This window comes from Thermostilla marina (genome assembly GCF_054657455.1).
Genome location: NZ_BAAHYR010000001.1, coordinates 2,936,907 through 2,960,490 on the forward strand (window position 1 = coordinate 2,936,907; position 23,584 = coordinate 2,960,490).

14 protein-coding genes are annotated in these 23,584 nt (G+C 61.1%); 7 read left to right on the plus strand and 7 right to left on the minus strand.

What is annotated here, in order from left to right:
• Window positions 1-29: 29 nt before the first annotated feature.
• Window positions 30-1,208 (minus strand): hypothetical protein, encoded by a 1,179-nt coding sequence (locus ACYQ2I_RS10675; protein WP_460167000.1) that lies wholly within the window; start codon window positions 1,206-1,208, stop codon window positions 30-32.
• A gap of 262 nt (window positions 1,209-1,470) precedes the next feature.
• Here ACYQ2I_RS10675 and ACYQ2I_RS10680 point away from each other — a divergent pair, with 262 nt between their 5' ends.
• Complete coding sequence (locus ACYQ2I_RS10680; protein WP_460167001.1) at window positions 1,471-2,658, plus strand: iron-containing alcohol dehydrogenase; 1,188 nt, start codon at window positions 1,471-1,473, stop codon at window positions 2,656-2,658.
• A gap of 11 nt (window positions 2,659-2,669) precedes the next feature.
• Here ACYQ2I_RS10680 and ACYQ2I_RS10685 read toward each other — a convergent pair whose 3' ends face one another.
• Genes ACYQ2I_RS10685 through ACYQ2I_RS10695 form a run of 3 tightly spaced genes read right to left on the minus strand, consistent with a single transcriptional unit; the run spans window position 2,670 to window position 8,116 of the window.
• Window positions 2,670-5,837: an error-prone DNA polymerase gene (locus tag ACYQ2I_RS10685; RefSeq protein ID WP_460167002.1), complete on the minus strand. Its 3,168-nt coding sequence runs from the start codon at window positions 5,835-5,837 to the stop codon at window positions 2,670-2,672.
• Between the two features lie 13 nt (window positions 5,838-5,850).
• Window positions 5,851-7,296: a DNA polymerase Y subunit UmuC family protein gene (locus ACYQ2I_RS10690; protein WP_460167003.1), complete on the minus strand. Its 1,446-nt coding sequence runs from the start codon at window positions 7,294-7,296 to the stop codon at window positions 5,851-5,853.
• Window positions 7,211-8,116 carry an ImuA family protein gene (locus ACYQ2I_RS10695; protein WP_460167004.1) on the minus strand — a complete coding sequence of 302 codons (906 nt, stop codon included), beginning with the start codon at window positions 8,114-8,116 and terminating at the stop codon, window positions 7,211-7,213. The genes ACYQ2I_RS10690 and ACYQ2I_RS10695 overlap by 86 nt, the downstream gene beginning before the upstream one ends.
• A 284-nt stretch (window positions 8,117-8,400) precedes the next feature.
• Between ACYQ2I_RS10695 and ACYQ2I_RS10700 the strand changes: the two genes are divergently transcribed.
• Window positions 8,401-9,297 carry a LamG domain-containing protein gene (locus tag ACYQ2I_RS10700; RefSeq protein WP_460167005.1) on the plus strand — a complete coding sequence of 299 codons (897 nt, stop codon included), beginning with the start codon at window positions 8,401-8,403 and terminating at the stop codon, window positions 9,295-9,297.
• Window positions 9,298-10,361: 1,064 nt separating this feature from the next.
• On the opposite strand, the gene ACYQ2I_RS10705 is transcribed toward ACYQ2I_RS10700, so the two are convergent.
• From ACYQ2I_RS10705 to ACYQ2I_RS10715, 3 genes are all read right to left on the minus strand, one after another.
• Window positions 10,362-11,000 carry a hypothetical protein gene (locus ACYQ2I_RS10705; RefSeq protein ID WP_460167006.1) on the minus strand — a complete coding sequence of 213 codons (639 nt, stop codon included), beginning with the start codon at window positions 10,998-11,000 and terminating at the stop codon, window positions 10,362-10,364.
• 130 nt (window positions 11,001-11,130) lie between these two features.
• A complete protein-coding gene (locus ACYQ2I_RS10710; protein ID WP_460167007.1) occupies window positions 11,131-11,964 on the minus strand; it encodes an RHS repeat-associated core domain-containing protein in 834 nt (277 codons plus the stop codon).
• On the minus strand, window positions 11,918-12,304 hold the full coding sequence (locus tag ACYQ2I_RS10715; RefSeq protein WP_460167008.1) for a hypothetical protein: 387 nt from the start codon (window positions 12,302-12,304) through the stop codon (window positions 11,918-11,920). Before ACYQ2I_RS10715 ends, ACYQ2I_RS10710 begins: the two co-directional genes overlap by 47 nt.
• 574 nt (window positions 12,305-12,878) lie before the next feature.
• Between ACYQ2I_RS10715 and ACYQ2I_RS10720 the strand changes: the two genes are divergently transcribed.
• From ACYQ2I_RS10720 to ACYQ2I_RS10740, 5 genes are all read left to right on the plus strand, one after another.
• Window positions 12,879-19,154, plus strand: a complete 6,276-nt coding sequence (locus ACYQ2I_RS10720; RefSeq protein ID WP_460167009.1) for a hypothetical protein — start codon at window positions 12,879-12,881, stop codon at window positions 19,152-19,154.
• 16 nt (window positions 19,155-19,170) lie between these two features.
• Window positions 19,171-19,485 carry an Imm32 family immunity protein gene (locus tag ACYQ2I_RS10725; RefSeq protein ID WP_460168413.1) on the plus strand — a complete coding sequence of 105 codons (315 nt, stop codon included), beginning with the start codon at window positions 19,171-19,173 and terminating at the stop codon, window positions 19,483-19,485.
• A 942-nt stretch (window positions 19,486-20,427) separates the two neighbouring features.
• Window positions 20,428-21,615: a hypothetical protein gene (locus tag ACYQ2I_RS10730; RefSeq protein WP_460167010.1), complete on the plus strand. Its 1,188-nt coding sequence runs from the start codon at window positions 20,428-20,430 to the stop codon at window positions 21,613-21,615.
• 12 nt (window positions 21,616-21,627) lie between these two features.
• A complete protein-coding gene (locus ACYQ2I_RS10735) occupies window positions 21,628-22,065 on the plus strand; it encodes a hypothetical protein (RefSeq protein WP_460167011.1) in 438 nt (145 codons plus the stop codon).
• 90 nt (window positions 22,066-22,155) lie between these two features.
• The gene (locus ACYQ2I_RS10740; RefSeq protein WP_460167012.1) at window positions 22,156-23,433 is read left to right on the plus strand and encodes a hypothetical protein; all 1,278 of its coding nucleotides are present in this window, start codon (window positions 22,156-22,158) and stop codon (window positions 23,431-23,433) included.
• The last annotated feature ends 151 nt before the right edge of the window (window positions 23,434-23,584 follow it).

Sequence of the window (23,584 nt, forward strand, 5' to 3'; positions counted from 1 at the left end):
GCATCGCTGAGCTGCATCGTGTTCGATGGTCACTCCCACACCTGCTCCGGAGAGGTCTGAAACGCATCGACCACCTCGACGACTCCGCCGCCGCCCAATGCATCGCAAATCCGCAAGGAGAACTCCCACGGTCGCGCCCAGGGTTGAGTCTGCTCGTTTTGACACAACTTGATCAGCACACTGTTCTTTCCCTCGCGCAATGGGACTTCGACCCTATACTGGTCGGGCTGCACACCGGAGTGATAAATCTCGAAGCCGGCATATTTCTTCCCGTTGACCCACAATGCCACCGCGTTGACCGTCGAAAATCGGACGGAAACCGTTTGAGCTTGCGGACTGACGACACATGCCACGGCGTAGCCGACGACCTCTTTTTCTTCGACCAATGCCGTGTTGAAATCAACCGCCGTCTGGCCTTGGGGAACTTGCCACGGTTTCCACGTGACGGCGCCATGCTTGCCCGCGTAGCTCGCCGACAAATCAGGAAAGGCTTCGGTCTCAGGGGGATATACCTTTGCAAATCCGGCCCGATCGGTGTTGTCGAACGGCCCCGTCAACCACCAAGACAGGACAAAGCCGTCGTGTCGGTTCACATCCGCCGCAACGCCCAGTTCGCGCAGTCGTGTAGCGATCGCCCACACCTGGTCTCGATCGCGTGCGGCTTCAAACGCTCGGTGCAATACGGCTATTGCTTCCTGCTTGTTTGCCTCGGTAATCTCTTGCGGCACGGACTTCAGCAAGTGCGCAACGGCATCACGACGCAGCTCGAGGCTTGGATCGTCCAGCATTTCGGCGAGTACCGATTCACACCACTTGGGTGTTTTGGGGAGTAAGAGTTCATATGCCAAACGTCTTGCCTGCGGAAGTTGCTCGCGATCCAAAACGAATTGCTGAAGGTCCGAGATCGGCAAGCGATCGCCTCGAGTGTTGCCGGCTTGCACCGCAATTTCGACGGCATTTCGCAGGAAGTTGCGGGCGATTGGATTTGCGTGCCTCATTGCGGCAAGCAATTCCGGAACGACCGACGGACCAGCCGCAGCAAGTCGCTGCACGGCACGAGCAGCATCCCTTTGTCCCGCTCCGTTCGGTCCGGCCGCCAAGACAGTCGGTATCGCTTCCGCAGTCGGTGGTTGCGCGAATCCGACCTCGGTCACTGCGGTCGCGACAATGCCGAGCACTATCAACGTGGCGGTTAACTGCCTTTCCATAAGGGCCCTCCGCTTGATCGCAAAAGCCAAATTGTCTGCAATCGACAATCGCCGACGATATGAGGGTACTTGCGATCGGTTCATTTCTCAAGCAATCTCCACGCCCCTTGTCGTTTTTCCGGCTTCGCCTACATTGACATATGAAATCCATACGGGCGGTCTCGGCATGATTGGGTGTCGGAGATTCCAATCGCCTGTAGATTTTGGCCGGTTTGCGGCAGCGAAGACACCGTTCGGCTACCGCGCAGTCAGGACACATCTCATGCCTTTCGAGCTGGACAGTTATCGCTTTTTTGCCCCGACCGAGATTTTTTTCGGATGGGGAGAACACAAGGAATTGGGCTCGCATGTTGCGCGACTTGGACGGCGCGCTTTGATTCTCACCGGCGGTTCCCACCTTGATACTTCAGGGACGTTCGAAGTAATAGCCGATTCGCTCGAACGCGCCGGCATTACCTGTTTGCGAATCGGCAAGCTCAGTCGTGAACCGCAGACGGCGGATATTGATCGACTCGTCGCCGAAATACGAAAGCACGATCCCGGGCCGGGGGATTTTCTGCTCGCCGTCGGCGGCGGAGCGGTCATCGATGCCGCAAAGGCGATTGCGGGACTGGCGTGCGATCCGCGAGATGTAAGCATTGTCGATTTCTTGGAAAACGTGGGGCGGGGTTACCGAATGGTTGCCGAGCCGCTGCCCCTTGCCGCCGTTCCCACAACAGCGGGAACCGGTGCCGAGGTCACCAAGAACGCCGTAATCAGTTCGTTGGACCCGCCTTTCAAGAAAAGCTTTCGGGATCCTCGACTTATTCCCCGAGTGGCCGTAGTCGATCCCCAATTGACGGTGTCGTGCCCACCAAACGTTACGGCCGCCGCGGGAATGGATGCAATCACCCAATTGATTGAAAGTTACATTTCAAAAACGGCGAAGCCGATCCCACGGGCATTGGCGATCTCGATTTTACCTGCGGCATTGCCGGCCCTTCCCTCCGCTTACGAACACCCCGACGACCGACAAGCGCGAACCGTGATGGCACACGCCGCCATGCTTTCAGGAATTTGTCTGGCCAACGCAGGACTGGGAATGGCGCACGGTGTGGCAGCCGCCTTGGGCGTATTCAACCAGGTGCCGCACGGATTGGCCTGTGCCGTGATGCTGCCGATCGCCTTGCGGACGAATCGATCTGTCTGCGCTCAAGCTCTCGTCGAGTTGGCCGTCGCGACAGGAACGGTCGCAGAAGGCACTTCGGTCGGCGCCGCGATCGATGCCTTTATCGACCGAATCGAGACATTGTGTTCGCAGCTTGGAATTCCGCACAATTTGCGCGATTTGGGGGTCGAGCGGTCTCAGTTGCCGGCTATTGCAAAGGCTTCGTACGGCAACAGCATGAACGGAAATCCTCGCACGTTGTCGCCCGAGGAACTGACGGCGATTCTCGAAGCGGCTTGGTAACGGTTACGGCGTCAACAGAAGTTCCGTGATCGCGGCGGCAACCCCTGCAAGGCGCAAGAGAGATCCTCCAATCGCCACGCAACGACGTGTATCACCTGCTGCTGGATTTGAAGGCGTCCGGCAGCCAAGAGCGCGGTCGCTTCGAGCGCCGCGGTGCGCCATCGCTGCCACACTTGAGGTCGCACGATCAAATTCACGATCCCTGATTCGTCTTCCAAGGTCATAAACGTGATTCCCTTGGCGGTACCGGGGCGTTGGCGCACCAAAACGATTCCCGCCACGCGGACGGCGGCTCCATCGTCCATTTCCGCCAATTGGGATGCGGGCACGACTCTCAATCGGTCCAGTTCTTTTCGAATATGGGCAAAGGGATGACCACGGAGCGAATGGCCGGTCGTGCGGTAATCCGCCAAGATTTCCTCCAGTTCGGTCATCACGGGCAGCGTTTCCGAAGATGTCTCGTCCCGCCGACACGCGATGTGCTCAACGCGATCGAACAACGGCGCATCCTTTCGATCGACTTCCAGCACCTGCCAGAGAGCCCGCCGTCGGCTCCCTCCCAAACCGTCCATCGCGCCGGCTTTCGCCAGGCGTTCCAAAACGTGTCGCGGTAATCGTGTGCGCCGTGCCAACTGAACGGCGTTGGAAAACGGGCCGTTCTTTCGGCGTTCTTCCACCAGGCATTCTGCATGCCGTCGTTGCAATCCGGCAATTCTTTGTAATCCCAGCCGAACGGCACACCGTTCTTCCAGTTTTACCGCCGCCGAAGAGAGTGCCGATCCTTTGTGTTCGTTATCACTCGATGGGGCTCGACGCTCCAGCGTACATTCCCAATCGCTGTGATTGACGTCCACCGGCAACACCGTGACTCCATGTCGGCGAGCATCGGCGATCAATTGCGCCGGAGCATAGAATCCCATCGGCTGACTATTCAGTAACCCGACGAGGAATGCCTCGGGATAGTAGCACTTCAACCAGGCCGAAATGTACACCAAAAGGGCAAAACTGGCCGCATGCGATTCGGGAAAACCATATTCTCCGAACCCGCGAATTTGCCGAAAGACCGTCTCGGCGTACTCCTCATCGAAACCGTTGTGCTTCATGCCGTCGATCAAACGACGCCGAAAAGCGTCGATCAATCCCGGCCGGCGCCACGCCCCCATGGCCCGTCGCAACTGGTCGGCTTCTCCGGCCGAGAACCCCGCAGCGACCATCGCCAACCGCATCGCCTGTTCTTGGAACAAGGGCACGCCCAACGTCTTTTCCAACACCGCCCGCACGGCTTCGTTGGGATAGACGACTTCCTCTTCGCCGTTTCGACGGCGCAGGTACGGATGGACCATGTCGCCTTGAATCGGCCCCGGACGCACGATCGCCACTTCGATCACCAGATCGTAGAAGCACTTCGGTCGCAGTCGCGGCAACATGCTCATTTGGGCGCGACTTTCAATCTGAAAAACGCCCATCGTGTCGGCTCGACCGATCATTTCATACACTTTCGGATCTTCTGCCGGAATCGTGGCCGGAGTGTATTTTTGCCGGTAGGCTTCGGCAATCGCATCCAGGATCTTGTGAACGGCCGTCAGCATGCCCAGGCACAAACAATCGACCTTCAAAATTCCCAGTTCGTCGATGTCGTCCTTGTTCCACTGAATCACCGTCCGGTCGGGCATGGCCGCATTTTCCAACGGCACGAGTTCGCACAACGGACTGCGCGTAATGACCATTCCGCCGGTGTGCTGCGACAGATGCCGCGGAAACCCGATCAGTTCGCGAGCCGATTCGACCAACAGCATTGTGCGCCGGTCGTGCGGATCGACGCCTGCCTCCCGACATCGCTCGGCCAACTCGGGCTCCTCGTGGAAATGTTCGATTTTTTTCGCTATGCGATCAACTTCGTCCAAGGCAAAGCCCAATGCTTTTCCCGCTTCGCGAACCGCCGAACGCGATCGGTACGTGATGACTTCCGCCGTGATTCCGGCTCGATCGCGGCCGTATTTTCGGTAGATATATTGCAACACCTCTTCTCGGCGTCGATGTTCGAAATCGACGTCGATATCCGGTGCTTCGTCGCGCTCTCGGCTGACGAATCGCTCGAAGAGGAGGTCCATCCTTGCCGGATCGACAGAAGTGATTCCCAGGCAATAACAAACCGCCGAATTTGCCGCAGAACCTCTTCCTTGACACAAAATTCCGCGTTCGCGGGCAAATCGCACCAAGTCCCACACCGTGAGAAAATACGCCTCGTACCGTAACTCCTCGATCAAGGCGTATTCATGATCGAGCAATCGCCGTACCCGTTCGGGCACGCCGTCGGGATAACGCTGTTCAGCGCCTTTTTCCGTCATACGCCGCAGATAACTCATGGGTGTCTCACCGGGCGGCACGACTTCTTCCGGGTATTCGTAGCGCAATTCGTCCAACGAAAACTCGACCTGCTCGGCGATTTCGACACTGCGTCGAATCGCCCGGCGCGCGGGAGACCAGAGTTCGGCCATCTCCTTCGCAGCCCGCAAAAAGCGTTGCGAATTTCGCAGCAAGTCTTTACCCAAATCGGCAACGGTCGTTCCAAGCCGAATCGCATGCAACACCTCGCACAAACGACGGCGCTGCGGTGCGTGGTAAAGTACATCGCCCACAGCGACCAACGGCAATTCCGTAAATTCGGCAAGATCCTGCAATCGTCGGATTCGGCGACGATCGTCGCCCCCGTAATACAAGGCACCGGCCAGGTACGCCCGATCGCGAAAGATGCTGCGCAGCCGCCGATACATCTGCGCATCGGCCGTCGTCTCGTCTTCTTCCACCAACACGCCTGCGGCCAGGCCGTCGGCATGTCGTTCGATGTCGCCCAATCGCAAAAGATATTTCCCTTTTGCCGCTCGCCGCCGTCCGCAGGTAATCAAGCGACACAAATTGGCATAGCCGGTGCGATTCAAACACCACAACACGATCGGCGGCCCATCCGTCGGCCGAATCGTACTTCCCACGATCAACTTGATGCCCGTTTCTTTAGCCCGCACATGGGCGCGCACGATTCCCGCAACGCTAGCCTCGTCGGTGATCGCAAGTGCCGCCGTTCCGGCTTCGGCGGCTCGCTCGACCAATTCGTCGGGATGCGAAGCGCCCTTCAAAAAGGTGAAATTCGAATACGTCAGCAGTTCCGCGTACTCGGCCATGCGTTGCTTTCTCTTAGTCGAACCATCCGTGGAAGAACCAACGTTCCGTCTTCAAATCACGGAACACCCACAACCGCCGACCGTCTTCCATTTCGAGTTGAAAATAATCACGTGCGATCCCCGACTCGCGCCACCAACCGGTCTCGATTCGTTCCGGTCCCCACCAGCGGGCAACACGCCGAATTTCGCCCCCGATCCGTACAAACCGCGGCGGTCCGGATTTGCCCGGCCCGCAGAAAATCGCGACGGGCGGTTCCAGCAGTCTCAAAGGGCGAGGGGCCGTGTTCCGTCGAGCGCCCTTGTGTCGTCGTTTTCGTCGCAAACCTCTTCGTACCGGAATCAATCGCATCGTCCGCTCCGGAGTCGCCTCGAAAACCTCTTCGGCAACACACACATGTTCCTCTCCCAGACGTGCAATCAAGCGTTCAAGCAACCGTTCTACGTTTCGCCGTATTTCGTCTTGCCGTTGCGTGTCGGCGAACAACGCTTGTTGCCGCCATCGCAACGGAGCATCCCTCACTACCGACATTCGAAAGCCGAGAACGGCTTCCTCGCGGCACTTCCGCACCGTATCCAGTGCCAACAACATCGTCAGTCTCTCGGGATCATCAGTCGGCCGGAAAACCGATGCGTGCAGGCGACACGTGGTTCGCGACTCGAACAGCAATCGACATTCAACTTCCAAAATTCCGCGGCCGTGCTGCCGCATTTCTTTCAAAATGCGATGCAAGGCAGACTGCATTGCAACCGCAAGCGATTCGGCGTCCTTCAGCGGAGGCTCGAAGTATTCCTCGACGTCATATCGCGGTGCGACATTCCACGCCGGCAACGGCTCCGGAAGCTTTCCCAACAAGCGATCGAGACATTTGCTCGCTTCTTCTCCCCAGCGAGCCACCACCTGCTCCCGCGGCAAACTCAACAAGGTCGCAACACGTTCGATTCCCAACTCGCGGCAGTCTTCACACACGGCCGGTGGAAAAGGCACATTTGCGATCGGCAACCGGCCGATGATGCGCTGCGAGGCCCGAGAACTCACCCATATTCCCCAAGCCTTCGGTTGCTGATATCGGCTTTGCCTCTCATGCAAAGTGCCCGGCCGCACGAAACGCCGAAAGAGGATCTCGGCCATCGCCGCCGCGGCCGAGGGCGACTCTGTGACGACCGCCGCAAATTCCTCGACTCCCGCCTTCAATAATCCGCAAAATATGCGAACCAAAAGTGCTTCTTCGCTCGGATAGAGATGGAGCACCGGCCGGAAATCCAACCACACCAGATTTCCGTCCTGAATCCGACGTCCGCCGGTAAGCGGTGAAAACTGTCCGATCCATCGGGCCAGCAACTTCCACGCTTCTTCCGCTTCCTGCGATCCCCCTTCATCCGATGCTTCCGGAAGCGAACGACACCGGAAACGGAGTTTCGGCAACGGTTCCGGCAGAAACAGGCACAACACGCGTCCCATAACTCAGATGCACCTCGGCCCGACGGTGTTCTACGCAGCTTCCTCGACAATGCAACACCCGAATGCCGATCGTTCGTCGATCGTTTTCTCCGGCTGCGTCGTCCGCCACAGGCTCGACCGCCAACCGGAGGTCGGCCCATGCGGGTCTTTCTTTCATTACCGGTGGACGAATCAACACTCCGCTGGTTCCGTGTTCCTCGGTTGCCAACAAAAACCGGCGATAGGTGGATTCCGGTATTTCATCGAACCATCCGACGGCAATGGCACCGGGGGCTCGCAAAACTTGATCAAAGGCCCAAAACAAGTCCTTTCGACTTCGCACTTGTACAAGCACAAACGAATCACAATCGAACTCTTGGCTCCAAGTTCCCGGCTTGAAAAAGTTCCCTTCCCACGTCGTTTTTTTCCCTTTTTGGTCGGCAGACGGTACCGAATCGAGCACAACGCATATCCCGCCGTCGACGATTAGGTGCGAGGCCAAAAGCAAGGCCGTCGATCCGACCCCGCTGCCCGCCTCGCCAAGGCATTCGATCAATCCCCGTTCCGGCACTCCGCCTCCCGGCAACAAGCGATCGAGCGACGGCAGACCGGTCGAAACTTTCCGCGGTTCGGAAGAATCGGTTCGCTCGAACCACTCGGCCCTTTGAGCCGCCAATTGTCGTCGCAACGCTTCCACCACCGTTGCCCGTCGATCGATCGTCCCGATGTCGGGGCCAAGTTCCCTACCGGCGCCCACCTTGTCTTCTCCCTTGGGATCGGTACCCTTGCAAATCGAGACCGCCGGAATAATGTACACATGAACACTATCGTCGTCAAGCATCGCGTTCTTGACTTTTCTGCCGCTTCGATTTGCCCCACTTCCCACGTTTGTCGGTTTCTCGCTGTCCTTGGCTAGACAAAAACTGCCCATGCGCCATTTGCGAATACCGCAAAAGGTTGCATACAGTCGGACCAACCGTTGACAGTATTTCTCGTCCAGGTAAAGCTGAATCCGACGTCGTAAGCGCGCCCCCGCGGCCGGGTTTCGTTCCGGCCCCCAAAATCTTCCCCCCGCTTCGGAACCGAGATTGTTTTCCTACCTTTACGCACCTTCGAGAGGTCGCCATGAAACACACCATCTTTGCCTTTGCTCTTTTAGCCGCGTGCGCCGCGTCCCTGTCGGCCTATTCCGGCCAACCGTACTTTCAACCCGGCGAAGATCCCCGCCCCGATGGAATGGTTTGGCAGCGCGTCGAAGAACTTTCCGACGAGTTCGACGGCGACAGCCTCGACCTGTCGAAATGGCAAGCCGAACCGGAGGCCAACGGTTGGCGGTGGTACGGTCGTCCACCTGGTTTGTTCCGCGCAAGCAACGTGACGGTCGCCGAGGGACAGCTCCAGGTGACCGTCAGTAAACTCGAAGAACCGGTCGTCAAAGGCGGACACACCTTCACTCACCAAGGCGCCATCGTCCGATCACTGCATCCGGGACACGTCGGTTGGTACTTCGAATGTCGCATGAAGGCCAACGCCACCGTGATGTCGTCCACGTTTTGGCTGATGACGAAGAACAGTACCGGCAAACGTCTCGAAACCGACATTCAGGAATGCGTGGGGCGGACGACCGAACTAACCGAAAAATGGGGCAAAAACTGGGACGAAATCTTTCATTCGAATCTGATTCACCGCGTCAGCAACACGAACCCTGAAAAGGTGCAACTTCAAGGGCACATCAAAACGCCGACCAAGAACCACGAACGCTTTTACGTGTACGGCGCGTGGTGGAAGTCACCGGAAGAGGTCCAATTTTTCCTCGACGGAAAATATGCCTACTCGATCCGTCCCCAGGTTGCCTGGGATGTACCGGCCTACATTCAAATGGCCGTCGAGGTCTATGACTGGAACCCGGTCCCCGAGAAAGATTGTCTCATCGAGACGGGCACACGCGACCAGCGAACGACTCGCTACGACTGGGTGCGCGTATGGAAACTCGTCCCGGCCGAAGCCGATGCTTCACCTTGACCGGGCCGTCGCTCGCGCCCGTCACCGATCACCGGTTTGCGTATCTCGTGAACTGCTCACCGGCGCCGCAAGGCCGGAACGATGTCGCCATCCTTGCCGGCACAGGACGTATGTACGTCTTGTAAAACGCGACCGTGCGCACACCTCTCGCCTCGGCAACGACAAGTCCTGCCGTCGAAACCAAAGTTGAACAATGCGCCCCGGCGGCTTGTCTCAAAACGTCTTTGCAAGCCGCGCGAGCATCCAAAGAATGGCGTCCCGAACGGCAAGAGCCGGCTTCTGCGCTCAAGTTGCTGAGTGCGCGACGCTCGGGCGCACAAACCGCTCCGACAGCCGATGTTTCTCACACGACACCCAAACCCGGCTTGTGCAGCAGGCTGTCAGCTTGGGGTTCCGTTCAGACGCTCGTTCGTACGAGGATTTTTCTCCCGGCGCACACACGCAGCCTGCCTGCGGGTCGGCGGGAAGAGAAGGCTCCCTGACGGAATGTGGCTCGGATCTTCGGATGCCGCTGAGTGGGATGCCGTGCGTGGTGTAATCGCCCCCTCGCCGTACTTCCGCGGTTGCTACTGGGGATGGGGCGTTGAATGTCGAAGAGCCGGAGCACGGGTTGATTGGAAAGGCACAGCGGACCAAACGGTCTTCGGAATTCGGCAATCGCCACGGAGAGACACCGCGCCCCCGAATATCGCGTTACGGCCCACCAACCCGGGTTTTGTCCGCAGAGCGAGGCAGATTCGAAATGGCGGCCGAAATCCGGCGTGCTAGTGTCAGCAAGCTGGAGATGACACCCCTAAGCCCAGGGGTTAGCACCCCGTGCCGCGAGGCCGTCACGCTGGTGTACGTTTCCGGCACTGGAGTACCCCGCGCTTCCGCCGAGGCGGGTCGCACCTTTGCCGGTCGAAGCCCAAAGCAGCGCAGCCACGCCTCGCACGAAGCACCGGCCGTGGTCGACGGCCTGCTCCGTCGTCCTATTGCCTCGCTCGCGACTGCGTGCCGTCCGCTTGAACCCGGCTAACAGTGGATAGGTAACCGTGTATTCATTGAGCTTGAATCCATTTCCTCTAACTGGCATGCGCGGAAGGGCTATCAGCTGCGCCATTACCTCGGTGGGCTGGCCCACCCCCCCTGGATTCCGAGTTCGACGTCTGTTGCGATCCTAAAGTATCGCCAAGCGGCCCAGCATTTCCATACGGCGCGCCGGTCGGCGCTTCGCCAGTCTTCATCGAACAGAAGGCAACCACCTCAGATACCGTCACGCCTTTTCTCAAGAGCCACTGCATTTCCTGCGTGGAAAGCACAATGCCAAGTTCCTTTCGTAACACATGCCGAAAGAGAAGCGGCGACATGTCGTCATAGGGCCCCCAGAACAACAGTTCGATCGGATCGTCGGGATGAAGCACAACATGCGAAAGTCCCTTCTCCGCCGCCACAACACTCGTTATAAGGTCGGCAATCCTTTGATGGGAGGGTGAATCCGCCCGATAACCGATACCAGAACGCGCGGTCAATTGGCCCACAATTTGCCGCTCTATGGGAATCAGAACCTCCCGCACGTGCACCCACCAACGACGGCGACGCCGCCACGAGCCGAACAGCCAGCCAACGATAGGAATTCGCTCTAACGTAGACTCCGGCAGACCAGATACCAAATCTGGGGGCGGCCATGGCGATGGAAATTGCAACGGTTTAGAAAGATTCATACCAGCACGCTCTCACAGTTTGCAAACGTTCGCCGACCTGCGACTCCACAGTCTCCAGGAAGCGACTATCCCGTCGTCAGCGTACACGTCTAAAGCACTCTGCGTCCCCCGTGAACCCCGTTGGTTGCCGTCAGAACCTCTGTCCTTCCATGCATTGGGATGAGCACCATGCGTAGATCGCGGCTTCCACGATCGCGATGAACTCGCACGCGCGCATGCCAGCCCGTAAGGTCACCGACAGAGAATTCGCCAACCCGGGCGGCAATTTCAGCTTGAGTGCCTTGCGAAGTGCCTGAGCCGCCTTACGTTCTTCAGCGAGAACGGGTGCCACGCTTGGACAGCAATCCCTTGCCCGCGACACCCAGACAGAAATCCGACTCACCTGAGGCGAAAGCGAATCCGTTCCCGGCGGGCGCGGCACCGTAGAGAAGGCGTACGTATACCCACCAACCGTCCCCAAGCCAGTGAGTGCTGCTATGAGCTGCCCCTCCGACTGGTTAACGCAACGTTGAACACATTTGACACGCTCCCACGCCTCGCCCCAGGCGTTCGGCTCATCGCTTGGTAGTGCGCCGACGATGTCCCACCTGCCGGACCAGGCGTAGAACTCTCCACAGGCCGAGGTGCAGCACGTCGCAGCGAGGCCGCCACAGTCCGTCTGAACCGACGTGGTGCTCCAGTTGTACCAGTGATCGTAACACTCGCAGCTAATCGGAACGGTGCCCTTTGGATCAACCCAACTTGTGGGCTTGTTCCCCACGTATGCGTACAGGTTAGGACCACCGCTACACCCCACCGGGTCCTCGCTCAGCCACCTTCCCATGGCCGGGTCGTACCAGCGGTTGAGGTTGTTTTGAAATCCTGTGTCGGCGTCCAGCGGCCGGGCGGTGAAGAGGAACAGAGAATCCACCGCCGGCTCACGCCGGCGGCTCGGATTCCGACGTGACCTTGCCAAACGTGTCATAACCGATGTGGCTGACCACGCTGGTTGTCCCCGTCTGCGGATCGTATTTGGCAATGTCGCGCACGGTGTTTAGGTGGTCCGTCAACGTCCATTGGACCAGGTCCGCCGTGCCGCCGTCAACTTCTTCCTCGGCCAGAATCTGGTCCACCGCCGGGCCCCAGAGGTAACGCTGCCGCAGGTGGCCGACCTGCATGGGACCCGAGTTGGTACGCCAAAAGTCCATCACGATCTGGTTGCCGTCGTAGGCGAAAATCCGCCGCTGCTCCGCGTGGCCGTCGCCGTCGGCATCGAGCCGCTTGTACACCCAGCGGTTGGCGTGGTCGTAGGCGTGCTCGATCACCCGGTCTACTGCCGCGGCGTAGCTTGCCCGGTGCTCCGAGTGGTGCTTTTCTGCTTGCCGCCCTTTGCATTGATTTGCACCGCCTTGCACTGAAGCTACCCGAGAGACCGAACCGCGCCGATCCCAGGGCTGGCATCCAGTGGAGCGGCGGCATGGCCGGGGAAACGCGCTCTGACCGATGCGAAGCAGAACGCGCCACCCCGCAGCCAACTTTGTGAAATCGCCCACGCATGACGCTGATGGCTCCATCGGGTACGGCGTTCTTCATGATCCTATCGCCATACCTCTGTAGAGGTATTTCTGGCTTCTCAGATTCTCTGCGTCAGATTCTTGAGGGGGGAGAGCACATTTTTCTAGAATGCGTCTCACGCTGGCATCCAGGCTTCTGGTCTTTTCGCCAGGGATGCCCGCGAGCCGATGCGACCGGGGGTGGGGTCGTGACCGCCTTTGCCGAAATCTCTGATACCTGGAAAGCGGCCACCTATGGTGCTGGCTGGCCGTTCTCCGGGCTCATTTCTCCAGGGTTTGCTACTCGTAGCGCACTTTGCGCGCGTAGTTGACGGAGCAGGACAGTATGCACAAGCCATTTTACACCTGGACCAACTTCTTCCGACGGCTGGGTTTGAAGCCAAAGCGGACGAGAAGGCCTGCCGGGCTAAAGCCCCGTAGCCTGAGGCTTGAGCCGCTGGCCCCTCGCGAGATGCTGGCGGGCGACGTGTTGCTGAGCGGGTTCTACGGGGACGGTGGGCACCTGGTGGTCAAATATGACGTAGTGGGCGAAGATGCGCAACCGTTCGAAGTGGGCATCTATCGCTCCACCGGCGATGCGGCCGCCGAGACCTTGGTTGCCAGTGCGCGGGTAAGCAAGCCGGCCGACTTGGCGGCTGGCACCGGCCACAGCCTTGCGATCAATGCGGCCTTGGCCGATCTCGAAGCCGATTACGTGCTGCTGGCCAAGATCCAAGGCGATTCAAAACCCGGCCATTCGGCCGCCAGCGAAGTGGTCCAATGGGAAGACATGCGTGTCTTCGATGGCGGGGCGTTTCTGGCTCCCGATGGCGCGCTGCACGTGCATGGGACGGCCGGGGATGACCAGGTGGCCGTAGCGGTCGCCGATTCCGGCGGAGTGCGCGTGCGGCTGAACGGCGTCTGGTACGCTTACAAACCCCATGAGGTGTCGAGCGTCCACATTCGCACGCACCAGGGGGACGACATCGTCGCCACAAGCGCCCTGGTAACCGCGCCGGTGTGGGTTTTCGGCGGCGAGGGGAACGACTACGTGCTCGGGGGCAGCGGGGACGATCTCGTGGTGGGCGGAGCCGGGGATGACCGTCTTTATGGCGGCCCGGGCAACGACATTCTGGTTGGGGGCGAGGGGAACGATTATCTCCACGGCGGGCAGGGGGACGACATTATTCACGGTGGGGCAGGCGAGAACACGCTGATTGCGGCCGCAGGGGAAGACGTAGTTTGGGGGGGAACCGGGCAACAGCTCTTGGACGCTCGCTCCGCCACGACGTTCGATGCTGTGGCGGACGAAGACGGCTTGGCCGAAGCGCTTCTTGTCGCCGGCGGCGAGCGTTCCGGATTGTTGTCGCCAAGCGACGCGACCTCCGGGTCGCAGTCACCCTCGAGGCGTTTGGCGTGGCTGGACGACTCGCTTGCCGGCACGAGCGGTTTTGGGGTCGCGGTGGATCAAGAGCAGGGCGGTTCGCCGCTGAAGCGCGAACTGCCGGTCAGCGGAGCGGCCACGGCAGTTGCGGGTAGTCAGGCAGTGGGTGTGGCTGGCGACCACACCGGCGGTGGTCCATTCCTGAAGCGCGAGACGCCCGTCGAGGAACAGGAGTTTGCCCGGCTGTCAGCCGACCGGGGCGGACTGGCGGGCTTGCAGGGCGTGGCCGCAGGCAAGCCGGCCAGCGGCAAGATTCCTGTCGGGTTGATGTCCGCTGGAGGAGTCGCGTTTGAGCGCTATCAAGGTCGGCAGGGCGGGTCCGTGGGGACCGGCCGAGCAGAATGGGCCGGAAAGCAGTCCAACAGCCGTGGGGTGGGCTTTGCCGAGGCCCAGCCGGGGTTGGCTGGCCGGCAGGTGCCCGCGGTCGCCGCGCCGAGTGCGTTCGAGCCCGCGCCACGCGATCTGCGAGCGCCAGGGCAGCCCGGCGGCGGCTTCATGACCCTATCTTCCGGGAGCGGGAGTGGCAGCGGGTCCGGCGGTAGCGGTTCTGCCTCCGGTTGGGGCTCGGCTTCCGGGGGCAGCGGCTCAGCTTCAGGCTCCGGTTCGGCCGGCGGCGGGTCCGGATCTGCTTCCGGGGGAATCCCCCAGCCGGTCTTCCAGCCGCCGCGCCACGTGCTCCATACAGGCTACGTGGTCGATCCGGCCGTGCCCTTCATTCCGGCGGAGATCGGGAACTACGGCTCCACGATCGAAGACAACACGACCCGCCAGGAAAGCTGGGAAGAGGGCGGCATCACCTACACGGCAACCATCGTCAACAACTCGACGCTTTCCATCACGGCCACCTTCGGCCCCGGCAATACCTGGACCTACGACGAATCGCTCGTTTCCAGCTTCACGGTGACCACGACCGGCAGTGACGGTTCGACCGCCTACGAATCGGGCACTTACGACTACACGTTCACCGCCTCGGGCACCACCGACGCGTCCGGGACCGTGGAAACCACGGGCTACACCTTCACCGCCAACGGCACCAGCAGTGCCAGCGGCTCGGTCACCCAAACCTACAGTTCCGGCGGCTGGAGCGACACCAGCACGTACCAGTGGACCTGGTCGGCGAGCTTTCAGGATGCCGTGAGCAACACCACCGACTTGGCCGCCGGCAGCGGTTCGGGCAGCGCCTCGGGCAGCGGATCGACCAATTTCTCCTACTCGGCCAGCGGCTCCTACTCCTATAGTTTTGACGGCGGCTCGGCCAGCGGCACCCTGAGCGCCTCCGGCAGCGACGGCATGTCGTATGGCTACGCGATCACCGCCTCGTGCTCCGGCGGCCAGTGGAGCAAAGCTGGCAATGCCACGGTCAACGAAAACGGTACAGCCGACTACTCCCACACGGGCACGGGCAGCTATGCGGCTTCAGGCAGCGGTTCGGCGTCTTCGTCGGGCAGCGGTAGCGCCAGTGGCGGGGGCAGCGGCGTCCCCTTCGAGTTCCAGTGGAGTTACAGCGGTTCCTTGGGCGAATCGGCCACGCAGACTTCTTCCTACCAAGGCACCACCCAGTTCAGCCTCGCTTCCGAGGGCACTTGGCAAGCCACCGCGGGCAGCCTCTCCGGCAGCGGCTCGGCCACCTGGTCGTACTCGGCCAGCGGCTCCTACTCCTATAGTTTTGACGGCGGCTCGGTCAGCGGCACGTTCTCCGCCTCCGGCTCGGACGGGTTTTCCTACCAGTATTCCGTTAGCGCGAGCAACACCGGCGGCCAATGGACCGAAAGCGGCACCGCCTCGCTCACCCAGACCGGTTCTGCAACCGCCACCTACGGTGGCTCGGGAAGCTTTGCCGCCTCGGGGCAAGCCAGCGCCTCCGGTAGCGGTTCTGGGTATAGCTGGAGCTATGGCGGCACAATCTCCGAAAACGGCAGCGACCAGTCTTCCTACGGCGCCGCCACCCAATTGGTGCTCGATGCCCAAGGCAACTGGGAGCCAACCACCGGCAGCGCCTCGGGCAGCGGGACGAACCAGTGGTCCTATACCTGGGAGGGCTCGTATTCTTACAACGGCGACGGGCTCTCCCTAAACGGCAGCTTCACCGACAGCGGCAATGACGCTTTCTCTTACGGTTACGCTGTTACCGGCAATTCCAGCGAGGGCCAGTGGGACGAGACCGGCACCGCCACCGTCACCCTCAGCGGCCAGAACAGCTTCTCGTATCTAGAGAGCGGCAGCCTGGCCCTGGCCGGCGAAGGCTGGACCCTGACCGGCAGCCTGATGAGTAGCGGCAGCCAGGACGCCTCCTGGTCGTACGACCTCGACCTGGACCTTGACTCGCAAGGCACTTGGCAAGCCACCAACGGCTCCGGCGGCTCCTCGGGCTTGGGCGAGCTGCATTCGTCGTTCACCGGCAGCGGCAACTACTCCTACGCCCTCGGCGACGGCAACATCAGCGGCACGTTTGGTCTGACGACCAGCGAGCACGTGGCCCCCTTCATGTTCTCCACTTCGGCCACCTATTCTGAGGGCCAGTGGAGCGAGTCCGGCAACGCCACCGCCACCGCCACCGGCCAAGGCAATTCCAGCTACACCGGCACCGGCACCGTCGGCATGTCGGGCCAACAGTGGAACGCCTCGATCACCGTCAGCGAAAACGGTAACGACAGCTACCTGTACCTTTACACCCTGGGCTATGTCCTCGACGACCAGGGCGCCTGGACCCTGGATAGCGCCAGCGGCGGCATCGGCGGCAGCGGCCTGGCCAACTGGTCTTACTCGGCCGGCGGCTCCTACTGGTACGACGTGGGGCTGAGCACCGTCATCGGCGACTTCTCGGAGTTCGCCGAGGATCACATGGCCTATTCCTACAACACCACCGACACCGCCGCCGCGGGCGTGTGGACCCACTCGGGCACCGGCACCTGGAGCGATCACGGCAACGGCAACCGCTCCTTCTCGGCCAACAGCCCGTACACCACCGCCGACGGCTACAGCGGCACGGTCCACGAAAACGCCTACGAGTCGTTCAACTACAACTACACGGGCAACCCCGCCCTCGATGCCCAGGGCAATTGGTACTGGTCTGTCGGCAGCGGCCAGTCCAGCGGCAATGGCCACTGGACCTTCAACCGAAGCGGCAGCAAGCCGTACAGTCGCACTGACGGCCAAACCTACTCTGTCTCCGGCACCAGGACGGAAAATATCACAGATCAACTCTCCTACTCGTACTCCACGCTGGCGGCCGTCAACGCCCAAGGCGTCTGGGTTGTCAACGGCGGAGCCACTGCCCAGGCCAGCGGCCAAGCCACCTGGGCGTACTCCGCCAGCGGCTCGTTCTCTTCTAGTTCCAGCTCCTCTGGCTCCAGCACGACCTACAGCGCCACCACCAGCGAAAATGGCTCCACCGGCTCGGGCTACAACTTCTCGCTCCAGTTCGAGCTAGTCGATGACACCTGGCTGCCCACCACGGGTCAAGGCGCGGTCACCGCCACCCGGGAGGAACACTTCTCCCACACCGGCACCCGCCAGACCGACGAGCACGTGACTTCGAATAACTCGGGCAACAGCGGCCGACGCGACACCTCCAGCACCCTCACCCAAGGCCAGACCAAGGACCTCTCCTACCAGCGCACCGACCACTACCTCTGGGCCCCGGGCTCGGCCTTTGGGTCCGGCAGCGGCTCCGGCTCGGCCAGCGGATCGGCCACGAGCCCGTGGCGCCTGACCCAGATCGAAGAGTCGGGAAATGCCACTGCCACGCGCCAACTCGATTACGACTATAGCGGCAGCGGCAGTTCCTGGTCCCAGTGGGGCGATGCGATGGAAGGGGGCTCCGGCAGCAGCTCCTGGTACGCCGTGCGGTCCATCCACCAGGAAAGTCACTCCACGGAAAGCCTCAATCGCACGATCAGCTTTAGCGCCTCGGGCCGGACCAGCAGCTCGGGCAGCAATGTTCGCTCGGCCACGGCCGGCGGGGCGGCCGATTCGTTCTACGACTCCGAGTGGGAGGACCACTGGTGGATCGGCCCGGAGAGCTGGGCCAGCGGCGGCACCTGGCAGAACGCCACCTACGACGACTACAATTACCAGTACCAGTGGACCAAGGTCTGGGTGCCTGAGGGGGAACCCAACGTGACCGAGTCGGTCACGAACCACGTCACCGGCATTGAGAACGGCACTACGACCGGCTGGTGGACCTGGTCTTACGCCGGAGGCTTCGGTTCCGGCTCGGGCAGCGGGAGCGGCTCCTCCAGCAGCACCAGTTGGGGCGGAAGCTGGAGCCCCTCCTACGATGAAACCGTCACGTATCCCGGCTTCTACGAGGGGGCCTACTACGCGACGGCCTCCGGCGGCTATTCCAGTGGCGGTAGCCCAGAAGAATACTTCGCCTACCTCGGCGATGCTTTTTCGTCAGGCGGCGGCACCCCCGGCTCCGGCGGCGGGATGTTCCCGTTTGCGTACCGAGACGAGGAGCTGCTGCTTCAGCAGGGTGAAGGTGGGTCCGTCGCTCAACAGGCGAGCACCGGAGAGGCGCGTGCCGGCGGGCATGCGTGGCATTTGGTCGACCCGGGGGGCAGGCAGGAACACCCGGGCACTGCGAAGAACAATGCGGACACATCATTTGCTGTGGCTGCCGCGAAGCGGGCTCATGGCAGCGGAGAGGCCGTCGAGGCTCAGGCGAATGGGGAGCCATCGGCCAACCGTGACCGAAGACTGCCCGAATGGCGCTGGTGGAACCCGTTCACGTGGTTCAATTGGGGAGTTGACTGGAGCGAAGCGGTGGACCAGGAGATCGCCCTGGTCCGTCAGTTGAACCAGACCTTCGGCACCATGCACACGCGGCTCGACCAGTTCACCGCCGAGGAGCGCGCGATGATCGAACAGGCCCTGGGCCAGAAGTTCAACTGGGAGGCAGCCAGCGCGATCCGGGCTTCCGAAGGGGAGTTGCGCGTACGCGACAAGGTCCTGCTGGGTTCGCAGGTATCCCTTGTGGCAGCCGCCACAGCCGACGCCGCAGCCGCAGGGTGTGCTGCCGCCGGGGTGAATCCCTGGATGGGTACCGCGGGAATTCACGGACCACACCACGGACTTGCCACGCACGCTGAACTCATCCTGCGCGTTGCTCCCCACAGGGTTCTCAAAGTGATCGTTCCGGGCAAATCGCGGTGGCTTTGGTGGGGCATTAAGTAGCGCGAGGTATGGCATGATGGGCAACGCTTTCAGAATTCCTGATTTCCGAACCGGCGATCTGGAGCTGCGCTACGAGAATGGAGTCGTTTGCATTTATGGAACGGCAGAGGGCCTCCGACAGCTAGCCGCGTTTTGCCAGGAACTGTCGAGCAGCCCGGAAATGAGTCATATTCACTTGGAGGATTATCCGATTCTCACAGCGCACTCCGAGAAGGGTGCCATAGCCATTTTTCCAAAGGCAGTTCCGTCGGCATCGGAGACCAAGAGCCTTTGGAGCTTGTTCGCAGGTCGCTGCGCGCGATTGTTTCGGCAGTGGGGGTTCAGAGACTGATCAACAGGCGTAGCGCCGCTATGTGTAACGGCGTGTAGGGGCTGATACGCGCAGCGGTGCCTACCGATGCCAAGGACGCGGCCATCGGAGGAGCCGAGGCCGGCGCAGTGGGCGGTGCTTTCGGCGGGGCATTCCGGGCCTACGGGGCCGTACGCGGCTTGCGACCGGCCGCCGGCAGTGTCAGAGCGACCGCCCACGGCTATCAGCGACTTTTGGAACGGGGCTGGACGCTTGCTGAGTACAACGCTATGAAGGCCGGAGGCCGTGTCCTGACGCAAGTTGACGGGGCCAAGGTCTATATTCTGGAGGTTGCTGTCGGCAAGTTCAATGTCATTGTGGAGAATCCGCAAACTGGCAAGGTGATTACCTCTTTTCGGCATCTCAGCAAGAAGTCCCTAGAGGGGCTAGCGCGAAACTATGGCTGGCACTAACAAAGTGGAATCCGAGTGCGTTTTCTGTGGCAAGACCATTCCCATTGCGGGCTTTGATCCTTGCCAATTAGTCCTGATCACCAACTGGACGGAACCGCGAGAACATCAGCTCGAGCAGGTCTTTTTTTGCCATGCGGAGTGTTTCCGCCGCCTTGTCCGCCCGGGCTCCCCAACCATACCGCTTGTATTTGCCCTGGGTGAGCGATGGTGGGAAGACCGCTGATTTGCCAGCCGATCGATCACATTGCTCGGCATCCACGCTCCAACAGACCGTAGGTCGTCCACCCTGCGCCTTCGACGTTGATCCTCCAGACACTCCAGGAGCGCCGGTGCCCGCTCCGCTTCGGCCAGCGGCCGGGCCGACTCGTTCTACGATTCCGAGTGGGAGGCCCACTGGCGGATCGAGCCTGAGACCTGCGCTAGCGGCGGGAGCTGGCAGAACGGCACCTACCATGACTACAATTACCAGTACCAGTGGACCAAAACCTGGCAGGGCCAAGGGGAGCCCGACGTGAACGAGTCGGCCACGAACCACGTCACCGGCCTGGAGAACGGCCGGGCGAGCTATTGGTGGGAGCACACGTACCCGGTCGGGGAAGGGACGCAGACCGACGAGGACTCGTCCTCCGTCCCCTGGAATCGCTCCTACGACACCACGGTCGGCTATCCCGGCTTCTACGGGGCGGCCTACTACGGGCTGGACTACGGCGGCGGCCGGGAAGAGTATTTCGCCTACCTCGGCGACGCCTTTTCCTCAGGCGGCGGCACCCCCGGCTCCGGCGGCGGGATGTTCCCGTTTGCGTACAGCGAGGAGGACCTGCTCTCCACCCAGGGGCAAGGCGGTACGCAATACGCCATGGCGCTTGCCGGGCGGGTGGATCGGGGTGGGGACGCCCAACGCGCTCGGCCCGATGCGCTGCGAGAGTGGGCTCCGTGGCCACCCGTTTCCGGCGTGGCCACGTCCCGCCCAGTGGCAACCGGGCAGGCTTTTCGTGAAACCCCCTCAGCGGGTTCTCTGCCGGGGGACGGTTCAGGCGGCGCGGTCCTCATGGGCGAAGCGGAAGATGGCTCACAGGAGGAAGACGGCAACTGGTGGAACAGTAGCGGCTGGTTGTGGCTGAACCCGTGGTCTTATCCCATCCTTCGGGTACCCATCAACTATTACACCGGTTACTACGATGCACTCGATCGGGCGAAGGAGCTGGAAGTTGCACGGCAGGCCCGAGATCCCAACCGCATTATGCGGGCGGGCGACATTCCGTCTCTCACGCAGGGTGTTTCGCAGTGGGAAGCGGCAGCCAGGGCCGAATCGCAAATCAAGCAGTTTGGGCGAGATCGCATTGCCGACGCGGTCTACATCGCCGGGGGCGAGATCGTTGGGATGGCGGCCGAGGCCCGGGCTGCGGGACGGGTGCAGCAGCTCGGCCGCGGGTCGACAGCAAACCTGGCCAAGGGAAGCAAGCTTGCCGAGACCCTCCGAGAGCAGCTTGCCATCGAACAGGCGTTGGCGAACCCGAAGGCGGGCAAGATCATCGGGAGCATCGAAATGACCGACCCGCGCTGGCCAGCGAGTGAAGGTTGGGTCAAAATGACGCAGTTCATCAAGCCCGGAGGCGAGCCGATCGAGGTGCACTATCTCTATAACACGATCACAGGCGCCGTGGACGACGCGAAAATCATCATACGAGGAGCACGATAGGAGCTAGGACTCATGCGTGTGCGTGCCAAGTTTCCGGACCAACTGGTGATTCCTCCAGAGATTGAGCCGTATTGCAGGCAGCGGTTCATAACGGGAGGTAAGGAATATGAAGTACATGCAATCTACTGCGTAGATGGACTGATTTTTCTCCAGTACGTCGACGATCTTGGATATCCTTCGTTTCATCCAAGTATCTTATTCGATGTTGTAGATACCTCCATACTGAGTGACTGGGTGTGCAATGTTTTCGCACCCGAACCAGATTTTGGAGCTGTTCTGGCGCTGGGGCCGGAGTTTGTCGTGAAGACCAAGGGCGCATTGCAAGCGATGATTGAACACGAGGCTGACCAAGTGGACCTGTTTTGGAAGCGCATCGAGAGTATCGAGAAAGCGCGGGAGGAGCAGCGATGGCTGGACGAGTTGGAGAAGGAGGAAGGGCAGACCAAGTAGGCGCGCCCGGTTTATCCCAGCCACACGAGTCCGTGCGTTAGCTCGGGGAGGCCGGGCTTGATATCAAGATTCTCGAGACGTTCCAGCAGTGTGGGTGGCCGTTCGGCCACGGCCGGCGGGGCGGCCGATTCGTTCTACGACTCCGAGTGGGAGGACCACTGGTGGATCGGCCCGGAGACCTGGGCCAGCGGCGGCAGCTACCAGAACGCCACCTACGACGACTACAATCACCAGTACCAGTGGACCAAGACCTGGCAGGGCCGAGGGGACGGCGCGGTGAATACTTCGTCCACGAACCACGTCACAGGCCTGGAGGACGGCACGGCAGGCTATTGGTGGACGCACACCTACCCGGAAGGGGAAGGGACCCAGACCGAAGGGGACTCGTCCTCCGGCCCGTGGAACAACTTCTACGACACGACCGTCCCGTATCCCGGCTTCTACGAGGGGGCCTACTACGCGACGGCCTCCGGCGGCTATTCCAGTGGCGGTAGCCCAGAAGAATACTTCGCCTACCTCGGCGATGCTTTTTCGTCAGGCGACGGCAGCCCGGGCTCCAGCGGCGGCATGTTCCCCTTCGCCTACAGCGACGAGGAACTGCTGTTTGGGCAGGGTGCTGTCAGCACTCCCAATCAAGCGGCAATAAGCATAGACAGCGGCGCGGCGGCTCGTGAGTTCCTGCCTCTGGCGGGGGACTATAGGAAGGAGCAGTCTGACGCTGCGAAGGACAAAAGCAATCCGCGGTTTACTTCCACTTCGACCAAGCAGGCCCCTGGGAGGGCACAAGCGGCTGAGGTCAGGGGGAGTGGCGAATCGGATGGAGCGGGCGAAGGGGAGCGAAAACTGCCCGAATGGCGCTGGTGGAACCCGTTCACATGGTTCAGTTGGGGGATCGACTGGAGCGACGCGGTTGACCAAGAGATCAAGATTGTTCGCCAATTGAACCAGACCTTCGGCACCATGCACACGCGGCTCGACCAGTTCACGGCCGAGGAGCGTGCGATGATCGAACAGGCGCTGGGCCAGAGGTTCAACTGGGAGGCTGCGAGCGCGATCCGGGCTTCCGAAGGGGAGTTGCGGGTGCGAGACAAGGTGCTTTTGGGTTCGCAGGTTTCGCTCGCAGCGGCCGGTGTGGCCGACGCCGCGGCGGGCGGTGTAGCAGTGTACGAAGCCGCGACGGGGACAACCTTTTTAGTAGAGGGAGCATCGGTTGGCGGGCGCATGGGGAGTGGCGGTATCTTCCAGATCCGGGCCGCCGGAAAACCACCTTTGATCCGGTTCGATTACCACGCCATCAAACCCGGCGGTGCCAAGGTTCCGCACATTGATTCGCCGCCACTGGGGTGGCACCATTGGCCGTGGGAATGAGTTTCGTGAGCGATCGGCAAGTATGTCTTCCGAGGACGCGATTGTGACGCGAATTCGCGACGCGGGTTCCTTGCTTGCGGCGAGGGAGTATCTGCTCGATGCGGTTCTACCACTGGATTGGGTGACACACGATGAGACACAAGGTTTGTTC

What these genes read in the sequence shown, in the direction of transcription:
- ACYQ2I_RS10720 (WP_460167009.1), top strand. Translation starts at nt 12,879, where the DNA reads ATGCACAAGCCATTTTACACCTGGACCAACTTCTTCCGACGGCTGGGT.
- ACYQ2I_RS10680 (WP_460167001.1), top strand. Translation starts at nt 1,471, where the DNA reads ATGCCTTTCGAGCTGGACAGTTATCGCTTTTTTGCCCCGACCGAGATT.
- ACYQ2I_RS10685 (WP_460167002.1), bottom strand. Translation starts at nt 5,837, where the DNA reads ATGGCCGAGTACGCGGAACTGCTGACGTATTCGAATTTCACCTTTTTG.
- ACYQ2I_RS10705 (WP_460167006.1), bottom strand. Translation starts at nt 11,000, where the DNA reads ATGAATCTTTCTAAACCGTTGCAATTTCCATCGCCATGGCCGCCCCCA.
- ACYQ2I_RS10735 (WP_460167011.1), top strand. Translation starts at nt 21,628, where the DNA reads ATGCGTGTGCGTGCCAAGTTTCCGGACCAACTGGTGATTCCTCCAGAG.
- ACYQ2I_RS10710 (WP_460167007.1), bottom strand. Translation starts at nt 11,964, where the DNA reads ATGACACGTTTGGCAAGGTCACGTCGGAATCCGAGCCGCCGGCGTGAG.
- ACYQ2I_RS10695 (WP_460167004.1), bottom strand. Translation starts at nt 8,116, where the DNA reads ATGCTTGACGACGATAGTGTTCATGTGTACATTATTCCGGCGGTCTCG.
- ACYQ2I_RS10725 (WP_460168413.1), top strand. Translation starts at nt 19,171, where the DNA reads ATGGGCAACGCTTTCAGAATTCCTGATTTCCGAACCGGCGATCTGGAG.
- ACYQ2I_RS10700 (WP_460167005.1), top strand. Translation starts at nt 8,401, where the DNA reads ATGAAACACACCATCTTTGCCTTTGCTCTTTTAGCCGCGTGCGCCGCG.
- ACYQ2I_RS10675 (WP_460167000.1), bottom strand. Translation starts at nt 1,208, where the DNA reads ATGGAAAGGCAGTTAACCGCCACGTTGATAGTGCTCGGCATTGTCGCG.
- ACYQ2I_RS10690 (WP_460167003.1), bottom strand. Translation starts at nt 7,296, where the DNA reads ATGGGACGCGTGTTGTGCCTGTTTCTGCCGGAACCGTTGCCGAAACTC.